Origin of the sequence: Microcystis sp. 49638_E5, from assembly GCF_021300285.1 — a bacterium.
In the GTDB taxonomy this organism is placed as follows: domain Bacteria; phylum Cyanobacteriota; class Cyanobacteriia; order Cyanobacteriales; family Microcystaceae; genus Microcystis; species Microcystis aeruginosa_C.
In genome coordinates, this window is sequence record NZ_JAJTDH010000010.1 from 174,553 (window position 1) to 189,790 (window position 15,238).

The 15,238-nt window shown below is 41.3% G+C and carries 19 protein-coding genes; 11 read left to right on the forward strand and 8 right to left on the reverse strand.

Annotated elements, in window-relative coordinates:
• Nucleotides 1-69 precede the first annotated feature (69 nt).
• The 4 genes from LW728_RS04535 to LW728_RS04550 all read left to right on the forward strand — a co-directional run bounded on the left by LW728_RS04535 (nucleotide 70) and on the right by LW728_RS04550 (nucleotide 2,380).
• Nucleotides 70-669 (forward strand): hypothetical protein, encoded by a 600-nt coding sequence (locus LW728_RS04535; protein ID WP_287765410.1) that lies wholly within the window; start codon nucleotides 70-72, stop codon nucleotides 667-669.
• Nucleotides 670-1,103: 434 nt separating this feature from the next.
• A complete protein-coding gene (locus tag LW728_RS04540) occupies nucleotides 1,104-1,250 on the forward strand; it encodes a hypothetical protein (protein ID WP_287765413.1) in 147 nt (48 codons plus the stop codon).
• A gap of 399 nt (nucleotides 1,251-1,649) precedes the next feature.
• Nucleotides 1,650-2,003, forward strand: coding sequence for a papain fold toxin domain-containing protein (locus LW728_RS04545; protein ID WP_002742244.1), 354 nt, complete (start codon nucleotides 1,650-1,652; stop codon nucleotides 2,001-2,003).
• A gap of 2 nt (nucleotides 2,004-2,005) precedes the next feature.
• On the forward strand, nucleotides 2,006-2,380 hold the full coding sequence (locus LW728_RS04550; RefSeq protein ID WP_002742245.1) for a hypothetical protein: 375 nt from the start codon (nucleotides 2,006-2,008) through the stop codon (nucleotides 2,378-2,380).
• 287 nt (nucleotides 2,381-2,667) lie between these two features.
• On the opposite strand, the gene LW728_RS04555 is transcribed toward LW728_RS04550, so the two are convergent.
• The 6 genes from LW728_RS04555 to LW728_RS04580 all read right to left on the reverse strand — a co-directional run bounded on the left by LW728_RS04555 (nucleotide 2,668) and on the right by LW728_RS04580 (nucleotide 7,543).
• Nucleotides 2,668-3,012, reverse strand: coding sequence for a hypothetical protein (locus tag LW728_RS04555; protein WP_002742247.1), 345 nt, complete (start codon nucleotides 3,010-3,012; stop codon nucleotides 2,668-2,670).
• 90 nt (nucleotides 3,013-3,102) lie between these two features.
• Nucleotides 3,103-3,462 carry a hypothetical protein gene (locus LW728_RS04560; RefSeq protein ID WP_002742249.1) on the reverse strand — a complete coding sequence of 120 codons (360 nt, stop codon included), beginning with the start codon at nucleotides 3,460-3,462 and terminating at the stop codon, nucleotides 3,103-3,105.
• 19 nt (nucleotides 3,463-3,481) lie between these two features.
• The gene (locus LW728_RS04565) at nucleotides 3,482-4,225 is read right to left on the reverse strand and encodes an alpha/beta hydrolase (protein ID WP_287765420.1); all 744 of its coding nucleotides are present in this window, start codon (nucleotides 4,223-4,225) and stop codon (nucleotides 3,482-3,484) included.
• A 348-nt stretch (nucleotides 4,226-4,573) separates the two neighbouring features.
• Entirely contained in the window at nucleotides 4,574-5,086 is a 513-nt protein-coding gene (gene fldA, locus LW728_RS04570) for a flavodoxin FldA (RefSeq protein ID WP_002735314.1), read from the reverse strand.
• A 266-nt stretch (nucleotides 5,087-5,352) separates the two neighbouring features.
• Nucleotides 5,353-6,381 (reverse strand): chlorophyll a/b binding light-harvesting protein, encoded by a 1,029-nt coding sequence (locus LW728_RS04575; protein WP_002787228.1) that lies wholly within the window; start codon nucleotides 6,379-6,381, stop codon nucleotides 5,353-5,355.
• Nucleotides 6,382-6,976: 595 nt separating this feature from the next.
• Nucleotides 6,977-7,543, reverse strand: a complete 567-nt coding sequence (locus LW728_RS04580; RefSeq protein WP_287692827.1) for a hypothetical protein — start codon at nucleotides 7,541-7,543, stop codon at nucleotides 6,977-6,979.
• A gap of 58 nt (nucleotides 7,544-7,601) precedes the next feature.
• On the opposite strand from LW728_RS04580, the gene rnc reads away from it, so the two are divergent.
• The gene (gene rnc / locus LW728_RS04585; protein WP_052278499.1) at nucleotides 7,602-8,279 is read left to right on the forward strand and encodes a ribonuclease III; all 678 of its coding nucleotides are present in this window, start codon (nucleotides 7,602-7,604) and stop codon (nucleotides 8,277-8,279) included.
• A gap of 19 nt (nucleotides 8,280-8,298) precedes the next feature.
• Here rnc and LW728_RS04590 read toward each other — a convergent pair whose 3' ends face one another.
• Complete coding sequence (locus tag LW728_RS04590; protein ID WP_002802585.1) at nucleotides 8,299-9,078, reverse strand: Crp/Fnr family transcriptional regulator; 780 nt, start codon at nucleotides 9,076-9,078, stop codon at nucleotides 8,299-8,301.
• 170 nt (nucleotides 9,079-9,248) lie between these two features.
• Here LW728_RS04590 and LW728_RS04595 point away from each other — a divergent pair, with 170 nt between their 5' ends.
• The 6 genes from LW728_RS04595 (at nucleotide 9,249) to hisH (ending at nucleotide 14,437) form a co-directional block, all read left to right on the forward strand.
• On the forward strand, nucleotides 9,249-10,292 hold the full coding sequence (locus LW728_RS04595; RefSeq protein WP_287667742.1) for a sulfate ABC transporter substrate-binding protein: 1,044 nt from the start codon (nucleotides 9,249-9,251) through the stop codon (nucleotides 10,290-10,292).
• 11 nt (nucleotides 10,293-10,303) lie between these two features.
• Nucleotides 10,304-10,645: an NIL domain-containing protein gene (locus LW728_RS04600; RefSeq protein WP_002802587.1), complete on the forward strand. Its 342-nt coding sequence runs from the start codon at nucleotides 10,304-10,306 to the stop codon at nucleotides 10,643-10,645.
• Nucleotides 10,646-10,664: 19 nt separating this feature from the next.
• Nucleotides 10,665-11,507: a sulfate ABC transporter permease subunit CysT gene (gene cysT / locus LW728_RS04605; RefSeq protein WP_002797970.1), complete on the forward strand. Its 843-nt coding sequence runs from the start codon at nucleotides 10,665-10,667 to the stop codon at nucleotides 11,505-11,507.
• Between the two features lie 40 nt (nucleotides 11,508-11,547).
• Nucleotides 11,548-12,390 carry a sulfate ABC transporter permease subunit CysW gene (gene cysW, locus LW728_RS04610; protein ID WP_002802588.1) on the forward strand — a complete coding sequence of 281 codons (843 nt, stop codon included), beginning with the start codon at nucleotides 11,548-11,550 and terminating at the stop codon, nucleotides 12,388-12,390.
• 81 nt (nucleotides 12,391-12,471) lie between these two features.
• A complete protein-coding gene (locus LW728_RS04615) occupies nucleotides 12,472-13,512 on the forward strand; it encodes a sulfate/molybdate ABC transporter ATP-binding protein (protein ID WP_287765424.1) in 1,041 nt (346 codons plus the stop codon).
• A gap of 286 nt (nucleotides 13,513-13,798) precedes the next feature.
• Entirely contained in the window at nucleotides 13,799-14,437 is a 639-nt protein-coding gene (hisH, locus tag LW728_RS04620; protein WP_002802596.1) for an imidazole glycerol phosphate synthase subunit HisH, read from the forward strand.
• Here hisH and LW728_RS04625 read toward each other — a convergent pair.
• Nucleotides 14,426-15,178, reverse strand: a complete 753-nt coding sequence (locus LW728_RS04625) for an ABC transporter ATP-binding protein (protein ID WP_287667751.1) — start codon at nucleotides 15,176-15,178, stop codon at nucleotides 14,426-14,428. The genes hisH and LW728_RS04625 overlap by 12 nt on opposite strands.
• Between the last annotated feature and the right edge of the window lie 60 nt (nucleotides 15,179-15,238).

Genomic DNA, 15,238 nt, shown 5'->3' on the forward strand with positions numbered 1-15,238 from the left:
AATGATATTGACATATAAGCTCTGATATTTATGCTTCAAACAAAATAATATTTGTAAACATTGTAACTTATGGTCAGATTTTTAATCTTATCGTTTTTTAGTTTATGGTTGGTTTCTTGTACAATAAACTACAATACAGAATCTCAATCTTCTAAATCTTCAGAAAAATCAACAGGTAGTAATAATTTCCCAAATCAGACAAAAACACCACCATCGACATCAACAGGTAGTAATAATTTTCCAAATCAGACAAAAACACCACCATCGACATCTTCAGTAAATTATTTTGAAAAACTAAAAGATTATCTGCCTCCTGAAGGAGAAGCTGACCTTTATCAAACTGCTAAAGAAAAGACAGATGGAGGAATCGATGTTCAATTTTATGTATACATTGATAGAGCTTTATTTCCACACATTGTTTCGGTAAGAATTTTGTCACATCGGACAGATACTGATGTATGTGAAGAACAGGCTTCTTTAGTCATTCCTGAAGCATCTGGACAAGTTTCTTCTCTTGTGCATAAGGAAGCTACACCAGAACAATTGTCAGACCTTGCTGAACTTGTATATAAGTCCTTAAATGAAGAAGGGATTTTTATAGTTAATCCAAGTACGTTACCTTGTAAGGTTTTTCCAAATTATATATGGAATATATACAACGATAATTGAAAATGATATTGGATCTTCTCGACTTTGTGTAATAATCAGTGCTTATCATTCGCAAGAGTCTTGCTAGGCAAAGCTTTGAAGACTATATTTATGGAAAATTATCCCTATTCTTCTTCTCCCCACACAGAAACGAGAAAACGAGAAGATCCTAATATTGTTCAAGATGTGGCTAAACAAGGAATACAATATATTGTAAGTTCGTTACCTATTCCAATTGGCGGATATTCTAGAGTAGTTATGATATATTAGCAAAAAATAATCCGTGCAATCGATTATAAATAAGAACTACAGGTATTCAAAAAAAGCAATTTTATGAAAAAGACTTTTTATTTTGTTTGATTACCTGTTTTTTAAAAGGTTAGGCACCTTTAAACTACTCATTTGCTATAACCAGTCTAGGAGAGCCATTATTATAACTATTATTATAATAGCCTATGGAATTTATGTCTTATGCTTATCCAAATAAAGTGATCGCTCTTTTTTTTGTAGTAATGGCTTTAGCCATAATCAGTCCTAAAGGGCTTACTATGAATGGGGCGGTCATTTTTTTATTAGGTGCGATCGCCCTTAACTTAGATTAAAGTTTGTTAGACATCTCCAAGAGCGATAACCTAGTTACAGCCTATCTTTTCATCTTGTACTAATCAAATAGTTCGATAACTGAAATGTACATCTATCGTTGCTAATTCAATTTAACTGAAAAAATATGGGGCAATTAAAATCATTTTTATTTGGTTAAAATTCTTAACTAGAAAAACTTTTAGTCTTTAGATAATATTAGGTCGATGTCTAATTTACATACTCTGTTAATAGCGATTTGAAACCAAATTACAAACTACCCCCGTACTGTATTTTACGCTACAATTTAATATAGTCTTTAGATTTCTTTTCCTAACTATCCCTTGCCTTCATCCCTAAACCGATTAAGCTCCAACTGGCTGATAAACTAGGGATACCAGCTTTCATTTTGGAGTGAGAGAGTGGTTAAGTTAACAGATTCCCAAATTTATCAAGAAATTGGCAAGATTGTCAGTAAATTTGAGCTTTATCAATGTTATGAATGTGCTAGGGCAGTAATGCAGTGGCTAACAGACAACGAAATTGAGGGGAAAGTGATCGAACTGAAAACGCGCTATCATGATGAAGATTATATCATAAGCGATCGCCTAGGAAATGATGAATCAATTACGATTAATGGAAAACACTATGGGGTAGAAGTGAGAGGAAGAGTGTTTGATAATCTTTCTCCTAAAGGGATGATACGAGAGGATTGGCTGAAAGATTTTCATTGTCAAAGTGAAGAATTTATAATTACTGAAAGGAGAGAATGGTAAACATGGAAGTGAAAGGCGGATTGTTTGAGATTTTAGCCAAGATTAAAGCTAGACCTGGACTGTATATTGGTCGTCCTTCCGTGTCGGATTTGTTTATGTTTTTAGCAGGTTATAAAACTGCTAGGCGGGAGCTAGGAATTGAACCGACGGTAGAAGAGATGAGATTTTATCAAGAGTTTCATCAGTTTGTTGAAAAGAAATACAATCTCCATACATCTAATGCTTGGGCTAAAATTATCCTGCTCTATTGCCCAGATGAAAAGCAAGGATTTGAGCGTTTTTTTCAGTTACTAGGGGAGTTTCAACAACTGGGCAGTCAGGAAATTCATGCCGATGGGATTGAGGATAAAGAGGTTATTATGAGTCGTGTTAGCTAGTGCGATCACATAACCCAAAACCAATTGCGACTTGAAATCGTATTTACACTTCTCTCCGCACTGTATTCTACGCTACAATTTAATAAATATTTACATTTTTCTCCCTAACTAGCGATACACAGGGGAAGATTGCCTCGCATCAACCAGATGATAGACTGGGGGATAGGAGCTTTTATCAAGGCATCGGCATGACCACCAACGCAGCAAAAACTCAATAGGCAGTATTTAGAGAAGCGTGCTGATTCTTGACGACAGCAACTTTACCTTAAGGGACTACTCAAAAGATTTCAGTAGAGATGCCGAGAACCTCCACAATGACCGTTTCCTCTCCTGTGTCCTCTCTCGCACTCTGTTTCTTGAGCGAGTAGTGCTTCTATTTCTGCTAACAGTTGACGCACTGGTTGCCATTCTGCGCTATTGTTCTCCTGACATTTAACTTCCCACTCGGCGAGAATTTCCTCTAGCAATAGCCGCAAGTCTCTGGGAAAAAATGTCTGTCCTTGGTCTAATTGCTGACTAAGGTTGAGTATTTGGTCTTTAAGGGCAATGGGAACCCGAATAGTCTGAGTTTCTCCATTTTGCCATGCTCTCTTACGTCCTGCGCCGCCGCGCCATCCACCTCTTCCTGACATAATTCACGCTCCATTTCTGGACAATTTACCTGACTCCTTTAGCCTAGCATCCTTTTTTGATTTTGTGTCAATATCTATAAGCCATGTATATTAAGGATTGAGTTCGTAATCATCCCCCCTATTTTTTAGACTAACTATACTCTGCTTAGATATACTCCATAGCCAGTAAAAAGTTACCGTCAGCAAGGGCAGCGAATTAACGGGATTTTCCTGAGTTTCTGGCTCAAAATCCCGACAATCGATCGCCTCTTCCGAAAAGGCACGCATTGGATGCACCGCACATTTCAAGCGATAATCTCCGGTACAAAAAACACAGCGACTACAGGGAATTCGATGCAGCTTTTGCAACTGCCGGCGCCCTTGGGCAACAGCAAGAAAAAGGGCAGTAAAAAAGAACAGCAGCGTTATCCAGATTGCGATCGGACAAAAGAGCGGTATTAGCCTTAACATAAATCTCGATTTTTGTCAATTAAGGAATAATTACAGTTTGCTCAGAAAGAAATTCCTGTGGAACTAGAGATCGCCAGAAACTAAAAATCTCTTGACTGACGCTGTAGGGGTGGGAATAGTGGAAAAAATAACGCCCTTTGTGACAACTCCAAATGCGATCGCCTGACTTTAACCAGGGTTGCCATCCCTGCAATAAATGCCGATCAATTACCGTATCGATATCTCCCCCACAGACTAACAGGGGTACGGGAACTGTCCCCGGGGGGAAATGGGCATTCTGATAGAGATTATGGGGAGAAAGGGACAATAATAAATCCTCTTCCAAGAGATAGCGATATTCTTGGGTTAAAGCGCAGGATTGATGACCAAAAAGATTGTGAACCGATTGATTGAGCAGAGTTTGACGAGAACAAGGCAGTAATTTTGATAGCACATAATAATGAGCTTGCCAATCGATCGCCGGATAGACTCCCACAGAGAGCAAAGTTAAGGATTTTACCCTTTCTGGATAACGACGCGCATACAGTAATCCTACTAATCCCCCCGTGCCGTGGCCGACTAAATGCAGCGGTCGATCGCATTGTTTCAGGTAATCTTGTATTAATACTAAGGCAATATCAAGAGAAGCTGGCTGATCAAGAGATTGACAGTATTGCCAATCAGCGATCGCAATTTCCCTGGCTAAACAATCCAACACCGGGCGATCAAAACGGCGAAAACTGGGGTTAACATTAATCCAAACTGCATCAGGTAATCGAGACATAATAATCAAGGATATAGGGGATTTTTTAGCGATCAGTAAACAGTAAGGCTCTTCGGTTTGTGTTATGCAATGGACGGGGGTTATAAGGGATGGAACCCATATATAGAAAGGCATTTAGCGATTTTTGTCAATTATTTTCGATCTAGAGCGAACTAATCAATTAAATCCCTTGCCAGATAAGGATTTAGTCGATTTATGCCCCCCTATCGAACCATATCAAGTAACGAAGATCCATCAGTAGTCGGTGAAAAGAAAGCTGCGAACTAGCCACTTAATACTATTCACTGGTAACTGATAACTGATAACTGGTAACTGATAACTGATAACTGATAACTGATTGATAGCTAACTAAACGCCAAATTCGCCCTTAAGTCCCGCGACCCAAGTTTTGATCCGTTGTTCAGTTAAATCGGATTGGTTGTCTTCATCGAGGGCTAAACCGACAAATTTGCCATTTTTTAGGGCTTTCGACTCGTTAAAATCGTAACCTTCTGTCGGCCAGTAACCGACAGTTTTACCCCCCAGGGAGGCGATTTTTTCTTCCAGTATCCCCAGAGCATCTTGAAAGTTATCCGCATAACCGATTTGATCCCCCATCCCGAAATAAGCGACCTTTTTGGAGACGAAATCAATGTCATCCAATTCATCGTAAAAACCCGCCCAATCGCTTTGTAATTCGCCGATATTCCAGGTGGGACAACCGATAATCAGGGCATCGTAGGGGGCAAAATCCTCGGTAGAAGCGGAGGAGATATCGTGTAATTCTACAATTGCCTCACCTCCAAATTCTTTCTGAATCATTTCCGCCACCGTTTCGGTTTTGCCGGTTTGCGTGCCAAAAAATAAGCCAATTTTTGCCATAAAATTTGTCCTTGTTGCGAAATAAGTGAGTTTAACTCTTAATTCTCCTTGATAGGGAATAAAGCCCCTGATTACAGTTTTCTCTCTCTGAAACTGGCATTTCCTGCCGGCAAGAACTACAGTACCAATAAGAGCGAGAGCGTCCAATGTGATGCAGCAATTTGGTGTTACAACAGGTACAGTAAGGCATAAGGGACAGTTAGAAAGATTGATCAGCGGGGAAAATTAGGAAAATCGATAGTTTATCCTAATCTTCCTTGAAAAAACTAGGCTTCTATCGCATTTAAGGCTTTTTCTACTCGTTTAAAGTCAAAACCCATCGCGCGTAAAGCGTGCCAGAGATGACCTTGTAAAAAGAAGAAAGCGAGGAAAAAGTGGGCATTAGCCAACCAACAGCGCGCCGTATGTACTCCAAAGGGCAATTTCACCGTGTCGGCAAAGTAGGGAGCAATTCCTAACTTCACTTCTAAAATTGGCCCGTAAAATTCGACTGGATAAGCGAGGGTATTTACCCCACAGAAATAGGCGGCCACGAAACCAGCTAGGGCAATTCCGCCCAAAGAATAGGATAAAATGGCTTCTCCAGAGAAAATCAGCACATTTCTCGCCCATTTGAGCGGGGGAACGATAATATGCCAGATACCGCCCCCAATTAACATTAAACCGACGTAGATATGACCACCGACTAAATCTTCGAGATTGTCCACAGTAGCAAAGTGGGTTTGATAGCCATAGATAACCCAAGGATCGAGGGTTGGTTCACTAACGACTCGGACAGCGCCGATAGTTGCGTCGTATAATCCCCCCCAGTACATAGCTTTGGCCACTAATAATAATGCAGCTATACCTAAAAAGAGCAGATGATGACCGAGAATAACTCCTAATTGTCGGGGTTCACTCCAATCGAAATGGAATTTTTTCCCCGGACCGGAGGAATCTTTCAGGGTTTCTGGGACTCTTAACAGGTGAAATAAGGCTCCTGCTCCCAAAACTGCCGAAGAAATCAGATGAATTGAGCCAATCACGAAAAAGGGATAGATATCGATGATTTGCCCCTTTTCTCCGACTCCAAAGCCTAAAGTGGCCAGGTGCGGCAGTAAAATTAAGCCCTGTTCTGCCATGGCTATATCGGGGCGATACTGGGAAATTTCAAATAAGGTGAAGGCTCCTGCCCAAAAAGCGATTAAAGCAGCTTGGGCAACGTGGGCAACGATAAATAAGCCTGATTTATCGGCAAAACGGGCATTTCCTGCCCACCAGTCGTATTCGATCTGAGGATTATCGTAGGTCTGCATGGCATCTTTTAACAAAAATAGAACCAAGCTTATTGATAATTATATGCAATAAGCTTTAAGTCTTAGTCTAGAATAATTCTCAATAAAGTCAAGTTAAGAATTGTTACAGTTGCTCGGCATACTTTAATACATCAGTATTTTTAGCCTGATCAGCCTTTGAAAATCAAGGCTTTTCAGCATGAATCTTGGATCGCAGCTAGAGTAATCACCTCAAATAATTGAGAATAATTATTAATTAATTTTTAACAAAGACTAGAGGATAATTAGCTTGTCATCACTTAAACAAGCGCATAATTGGGCATTAAAGAGCATAAATAAGCTTAAATATGCTCTTTATTTAATTTTTAACCTGAAATCTCTTTTTTATTCGATAAAATACCCGCCGGCGCTATTCGCCTCCCCGTCGGTTGTGGTAAGGGACTTGCGCTTTGATAATGTACCTTTTGGGCGAACGCAGTTCGCCCCTACATTGTCGACAAAATCCGTTACTGTAGGGGCGCAAAGCTTGCGCCCTCCGATCGATTGGGATATGATTCTCACGCAAGTCCCTAAGCTGTACTGAATTTAAACTGCGTCAGAGTCTCTGAGCGCCCATTTATAGGGATTGCAGCCTCTGGATTTTCCTTTCTCTCCCCTCCCCAGTTCTGAAAAGATACTTAATAGAGCCGTAGATTAACAACATTGTCGTTAAAGTCATGGCCATAATTAGGGGGGCAATTTTGGCTAACCAGAAAGCCACGAAGATTATGCCGATTCCGTCAGCGAGTAAGATGGGTAAACGTGGCCCTATGCCATGGTCAATAATTTTTTCCGTGCTTGGCTGCAGTTGAATTTTGGCTAAACATTGAAACCAAATTTGACTGACTAAAACTATTAAAGCTCCCCATCCTATCCAGAGGGCAGCCACATAAAAGCCCGACAATTCTAAAACAATTGTACTAATTGTAACCATAAAAAAGCGATCAAGGCGAGGATCGCTGGTTTTTTGCTGAAATTGGGCAATTTCTGCCAAGTCCACCGCTGCCATGCGTGCCTGTTCTATACACATCACCAGGGTACCTAGGGCAAGAATAGCAGCGGATAGGTTTTCCGGTGAGAATATTTGGGAGATTATGCCTAAACTAGCTGGAAAAAACAGTAAAAAAAGGATCGTTCGTCTCATCTATTCGGGGTGGGGTCGGATTAAGATAAGAAATGCTCTTGACTTGATCATTTCTGTAATGTCTTGTTTGCCTCCTTTTCAAAATGCTCTCCTTCTCACCCAAGCTTTAACCCATCGTTCCTATGTTAATGAACAGTCCCAATTGACGGAAAATAACGAGCGCCTAGAATTTTTGGGCGATGCGATTTTGGCTTTTTTGGTGGGCGAACTTTTGTATCAAAAATATCCCGCCATGAACGAGGCAGAATTAACCCGTTTGCGGTCAAATTTGGTCAAAGAAGAACAATTAGCGCAATTAGGCATCGAAATCGGCCTGGGGGAGTTAATGCGTTTGGGTAAGGGGGCAATTAAAGATCGGGGGCGATCGAATCCTACCCTATTAGCGGACACTTTTGAAGCGATAATTGGGGCTTATTATCTAGATTCGGGGTTAAATGCGGTTAAAAACTATCTGCACGGGCTTTTTATCCCTGTAGCCTCTCATTTAGTCTCTCAACAATCGGAATCGCCATCTTTTATCGATGCCAAAAATCTCTTTCAACAGTGGGCGCTGGCCAATTTCGCCTCTAATCCAGAATATGCGATCATCGATGTGACAGGACCCCCCCACGCTAGGGAATTTACTGCCGAAGTGCGGGTTAATAACCTTCTCTACGGTACAGGTAAAGGTAAACGGAAACAGGATGCCACCAAAGCGGCTGCCGAAGATGCTTTAAAGCGCTGTCAATGGCAATAATAAATAAGGCCAAACCTACTTATCTGAGGGGCCACCAATTAACTTTATCCCTGGTGGCACTGTACACTTCTTTTAAACCCTCGGCATCCAGTACCCGAATTAAATCCCCCGTCGATTCTGAGGCAATTAATCCCACGTTTTGCAATCCTTTTAATACCTGTTCGACGGTGCGTTGATTGAGTTGACAAGCGCGAGCAATCATATCGACGGATAGATCAAAAGTATAGATATTTTCGGCACTCGGTTGACTGCCTAATTCTCTTTCTTGATAGATTAAAGCTCTGAGTAAAGTGGCTACAGCTTGGGGTGGATAGCTACTGCAATTAAGCAAATGATACTCGAATTTTTGCTGTAATTCAAATAAAAAACAGTACCGTTGACGAAAACTTTCGTTATCGTTGTAAATCTTTTCTAGCGCCGATAAGGGAATTTTCAGGACGTGGGTAGTTTTATAGGATTCCACCAAACAGGGAAAGGCGCGACTGGCTAAACCATAACTAAAGGGTAAACTCCTCATGCCAAAACAGCCGCCGGGGTAGGTAATGGCAATAATCCGGTCGAGGGGGGTGCTGCGGACGACGATTACACCCTCATTCAAAATCACATACAAAACATCTAGAAATTCATCGGGGAGAAAAGCCGTATAGACTGGACGATTGGAAAATAGCGTCTCTAACTTGAGATTGTCAGCATCCAGATACTGACTTAACCAAGCCTCCTCTAGTCCGCGAAAGAGAAAACTCTGGTTAATCAGTTGTTGTAGGAGGGTTGTTTTTTTGGTTTTGACGCTCTTGCCCATAGTCTCAAACCTAGATGTAGCACTGATTCCATCTTCTCACAGTTTCCCTTGTTATCACCTTATTTCCAATTTGTTTTATAAATGTATTGAAATTTTGTTTTCCATGCTGTAGGATTAAACTACACCTGAAAACAGATACAACCTCAGAGTAAAGCTTAGGAGCGCCGCCGATGCAGTCATCCCAGTCTTGTTTATCCCTACTCATGGCAACTGTCCTGACGGGAGGAATGCTGGCATCTTGCACCCCATCCCCCACCAATAGCGGCAATGACAGCCAAAAACCCGTGACTGTGACACTTGTTTCCTATGCTGTCACCCAAAGTGCCTACGAAAAAATCATTCCCAAATTTGTCGAGGAATGGCAACAAAAAACGGGGCAAAAAGTAACTTTTGAACAGAGTTATGGTGGTTCCGGTTCCCAAACTCGTGCCGTTATCGATGGTTTAGAAGCGGATGTGGTAGCGTTGGCTTTAGCTTTGGATACCAAGAAAATTGAGCAAGCGGGATTAATTCAACCCGGTTGGGAAAAAGAAGCTCCCAATGACTCTATTGTTCATAAATCTGTAGTGGCTTTTGTTCCTCGTGATGCCAATATTAAAATTAATAAATGGTCAGATCTAGCCAAGGATAATATTAAAGTTATTACCGCTAATCCCAAGACTTCTGGCGGAGCGCGCTGGAATTTTCTCGCTCTTTGGGGTTCGGTGACGCAAGCGGAAGGCAGTGAACAAGCGGCGCAAACTTTTGTCGAAAAAGTGTTTAAAAATGCGCCAGTTTTACCTAGAGATGCTCGTGAATCTAGTGATGTATTTTTTAAACAAGGCCAGGGAAATGTGCTAATTAATTACGAAAACGAGATGATTCTCGCTAACCAAAAAGGTGAGAATTTAGCCTATACTGTTCCCACTGATTATAATATTTCTATTGATAATCCCGTGGCGGTTGTTGATGCCAATGTGGATAAAAAAGGTACGAGAAAAGTGGCGGAAGCTTTTGTGCAGTTTTTATTTACCCCAGAGGCACAAAGAGAATTTGCTAAGGTGGGGTTTCGTCCCGTTGAACCGACGATAGTTAAAGAGTTTGAGAGTAAATTTCCTCAGATAAAAAATCTCTTTACCGTGCAGGATTTAGGCGGTTGGGATAAGGTACAAAAACAATTCTTTGAAGATGGAGCCTTGTTCGATAAAATTCTGACTAAAGCTGGTAAATCTTAAGGAGAAAAACCATGGATAATCAACCTCAATGGCAAACTATTAATCATCCCCAAAGTGATTTACATCTCGATCAATCGGGACTTGATCGCCCCACGTCCCGACGAATAAAAATTCGGGTTCCTAAACAATATATTAACGAGCCAATTATAGCACGTTTAGGGTCTTTTCCAGGTCTAAAAGTGAATATATTTTCCGCTTTGTTAGCTGCCAATAATAATCAAGATGGCTGGTTTGATCTACAACTACAAGGCAACTCTCAAGGTATAGAAAATGCCCTTTCCTATCTGGCAGATTTAGATGTAGAAGTTTGGTATGATTCAGCACAAGTTCTTGAAGAAGCGGACAATTGGTAATCTCTAGCAATAATAAACAATGGCTAACCCACAATTATCTTTATCTCCCAGTCAACCCCTGAAAAAAGTTTCTATTCCTTGGGTAATTACCATTAGTTATCTAGTGGTTTTGTTGGTTTTACCGGCAGCGGCACTATTTGCTAAATCCCTAACTCTTGGTTTTGCCGAATTTTGGCGTGTTGCCACTTTACCGATTTCTTTATCCGCTTACCAAGTCACTTTTTTTACTTCCTTAATTGCCGGACTGATAGACGGAGTTTTTGGCACTATTATCGCTTGGGTATTAGTGCGTTATCGATTCCCGGGTAAAAAAATTGTCGATGCTTGTGTGGATTTGCCCTTTGCTTTACCCACTTCTGTTGCTGGTTTAGTCCTAGCCACAGTTTACAGTGATAACGGTTGGCTCGGTCAATTTTTTGCCCCCTTTGGCATTAAGATATCCTTTACCATTTTAGGGGTTTTTGTGGCGATGTTATTTATCGCTTTACCCTTTATTGTCCGCACCTTACAGCCGGTTTTACAGGAAATGGAAAAAGAGGTAGAAGAAGCGGCTTTATCCCTCGGTGCTTCCTCTTGGCAAATCTTCTGGCGAGTTATTTTTCCCACAATACTACCCGCTATTTTAACAGGAGTTGCCCTCGGTTTTGCCAGAGCGATCGGTGAATATGGTTCTGTAGTTATTATCTCCTCTAATATCCCCTTTAAGGATTTAATTGCCCCAGTTTTAATCTTTCAAAGACTAGAGGAATATGATTACACAGGGGCGACAGTAATCGGCATGGTTTTATTACTGGTTTCTTTGTTCATGTTAGTAGTAATTAATTTCCTGCAGCAATGGGGGCAAAAATACAGGGTTAAGTAAAGGGTAAAAAACATTAGAGTATAACCGGAGACAGATCAAAATGCTGAGTCTAAAAAAATCAACCAAACCGAAAGAGCGGGATTACAAACCCCTACTAATTATCATCGCTCTTGTCTATCTGGCACTATTATTATTTATTCCCGCAGCGGCAGTATTTTACTATGCTTTTCGCAATGGATTCCAAGCTTTTTTAGAAGCGGCGGGAACTTCTGACTTTATCGAAGCGGTAAGATTAACAGTAATTATTGCCCTAATTACTGTACCTTTAAACACAATTTTTGGACTTTGTGCCGCTTGGGTAATTGCTCGCAATCAATTTCGTGGTAAAACTTTATTAATTAGTTTAATTGACTTACCTTTTGCCGTTTCTCCCGTGGTAGCGGGTTTAATGATTGTACTGCTCTATGGGCGCAATGGTTGGTTAGGTTCTTTTTTAGAACTTTTCAGTATAAAAATACTTTTTGCTTTACCCGGAATGGTATTAGCAACTATATTTGTTACTATGCCTTTTGTCGCTAGAGAAGTTATCCCAGTCTTAGAAGAAATTGGCTTAGAACAAGAGGAAGCGGGGCGCACTTTAGGGGCAAATGATTGGCAGATTTTCTGGCGCGTAACTTTACCCAATATTCGTTGGGGGTTGATGTACGGAGTGCTGTTAACTAATGCCCGGGCGATGGGGGAATTTGGGGCGGTTTCTGTGGTTTCTGGCAGTATTTTAGGTAGAACTGCCACCCTGCCAATTTTCGTAGAACAGGCTTATAAAAATTATCTCACTCCTGCTGCTTTTAGTGCGGCGGCTATTCTCGCCTTACTAGCGGGAGTTACTTTAATTATCAAAGAAATTCTCGAACGTAAAACCGCCCACAAAATTCATACTACTTAACTACAATTAACCTAAAAATATGAGCGGGCGTTGGGTTTCATGCTTCAACCCAACCTACGTTCTACAAAAAACCTAAAAATTATGAGTATTACTATCCACCAAGTTTATAAACGTTTCGGCAATTTTCAAGCCTTAGATAATATCAGTTTAACCATTCCTGAAGGCAAATTAGTCGCCCTCCTCGGACCATCGGGATCGGGAAAATCCACCTTATTACGTTCAATTGCGGGATTAGAAAGTCCCGATAGTGGCGCGATTATCATTAACGGACAAGATACCACCCATCTGGATCCTAGACGGAGAAATATCGGCTTTGTTTTCCAACATTATGCCCTATTTAAACATTTAACTGTTCGTCAAAATATTGCTTTTGGCCTAGAAATTCGCCAGCAAAAATCGCCAGTAATTAAGAAAAAAGTTGAGGAACTATTAGAATTAATTCAATTACAAGGATTAGGCGATCGCTATCCCGCCCAATTATCGGGAGGACAACGGCAAAGAGTAGCTTTAGCCCGCGCTTTAGCCATTCAACCGAATGTATTATTATTGGATGAACCCTTTGGAGCTTTAGATGCAAAAGTTAGAAAAGAATTAAGGGTATGGCTGAGAAATTTACACGAAGAAGTTCACGTTACCAGTGTTTTTGTTACCCACGATCAAGAGGAAGCAATGGAAGTGGCCGATACGATTGTTGTGATGAATCATGGTAAAATTGAACAGGTGGGTTCTCCCGCCGAAATTTACGATCATCCAGCCACACCTTTTGTGATGCAGTTTATTGGGGAAGTGAATATCTTACCCAGTTTAGCAGGATTAGGAAATGGACATCATCCGGGGGATAATTCCACCGTTTTTATCCGTCCCCACGACCTCGAAATTATGCCCAATCAAGATGGGTTGAATAGTTGGGCAGTGGTAAAAAGAGTTATTCATTTAGGCTGGGAAATACAGGTAGAATTAATGTTAGCTGATGGGGAAATGGTGGTAGCTTACCTCAATCGTGAGGAATACAAGCAATTACAGTTACAACCAGAACAAACGGTACATTTAAAACCGAGAAAAGCGACCCTACTCACTGATTTTGACAATAAAAGTGAGAAAGTTATCGATTATTCAATTTAAAAACTTTAGTTGTGTTACAGCTTTTCTGATCAAGATGAAGTTTAACCAGATGTTCATCGACTAGGGAAGACAATCTCTCGGCTGGCTGTAATTCTGGCGAAAGCGGTTGTCAAGGATTGAGATGGCCCTGTGTTTGTTGTGGGAAAAGGGTTTTATCAATTATGCAGGGCTGATTTGTAAGTAGCCGGTTGCGGGTTCAAATCCCATTTAACAACTTTTGATTCAAGGGCTAATTTAGTAGTGTGATTGCTCTAAAATAAGGTCATCGCCCAATCAGTATATAGCAATGACCTTAATCGCTGTCATCGATTACGACATGGGAAATCTGCACTCTGCCTGTAAAGGACTGGAAACCGTGGGTGCAGTGCCGAAAATTACCGATTCTCCCCTAGATCTCGAAAAAGCTGACGCTATTGTCTTACCCGGAGTCGGTTCTTTTGATCCTGCCGTCCGGCAAATTCGCGCTCGTCATCTCGAAAAACCGATCAAAGCGGCGATCGCTAATGGTAAACCCTTTCTCGGTATCTGTCTCGGTTTACAAATTCTCTTTGACTCATCAGAGGAAGGTCAAGAGGCGGGTTTAGGGATTATTCCGGGGACAGTGCGCCGTTTTCGCTCGGAACCTGGCATTACTATTCCCCACATGGGTTGGAATCAGTTAGACTTCACCCAGCCGGATCATGCTCTTTGGCAGGGATTACCCCCGCATCCTCACGTCTATTTTGTCCATTCCTATTATGTTGATCCCCTTGATAGTCATCTGACTGCCGCCACCGTCAGCCACGGCAGTCAAACGGTGACAGCAGCGATCGCTCGTGATCGTTTGGTGGCGGTGCAGTTTCACCCGGAAAAATCCTCGACTAATGGCTTAAAAATTCTGGCTAACTTTGTTGAACAGGTGCAAAAATTAGCTTTAGTCTCCTAAATAAGCCTTTAAAACCCGCTCGTTTTTTTGGATTTCGCTGGGAATGCCATCGGCTAAATTTGTCCCTTCTGCTAATACCCAAACGTAGTGACAAAGGGACATAATCACATCCATATTATGCTCGATAATTAAAAAGGTAATTCCCTGACGATTCCATTCGATAATATGGTCGCTGATTTGACCGATTAAAGTGGGATTAACTCCGGCGGCTGGTTCATCTAATAAAATTAATTTTGGCTCGGTCATTAGCACTCGGCCAATCTCTAATAATTTACGCTGTCCTCCCGATAAAGCCCCCGCATAATCGTGCGCTTTTTCCCCCAGACCGATCGAATCTAATATGTCCAAAGCTTTGTCACGATTTTCCTGTTCCTGTTGGCGAATTTTTGCCCCCTGAAACCAGACTTTGAGAAAATTTTCGCCCGTTTGTCCAGGACTAGCTAAGAGCATATTTTCTAACACCGTTAATCGGGATAATACCCTGGCGACTTGAAAAGTTCTTACACATCCTTTTAGGGCAATTTGATAGGGAGGCAGCTGATGAATGGGCTGACCATCAAGAAAAACTTCCCCTTTATCCGGGCGAATAAAATTAGATAAAAGGTTAAAAAGTGTAGTTTTGCCGGCTCCATTTGGTCCGATTAACCCGGTGATGCTGCCCTGCGGCACATCCAAATAAGCATTATTGACGGCGCGAATGCCTCCAAAACTTTTCGATAATCCTTTGGCAGAAAGTAACATATATAAATTATGAATTATGAATTATGAAGTGGGAAGTGTTTTCAGTGAAGAGTAATCGAT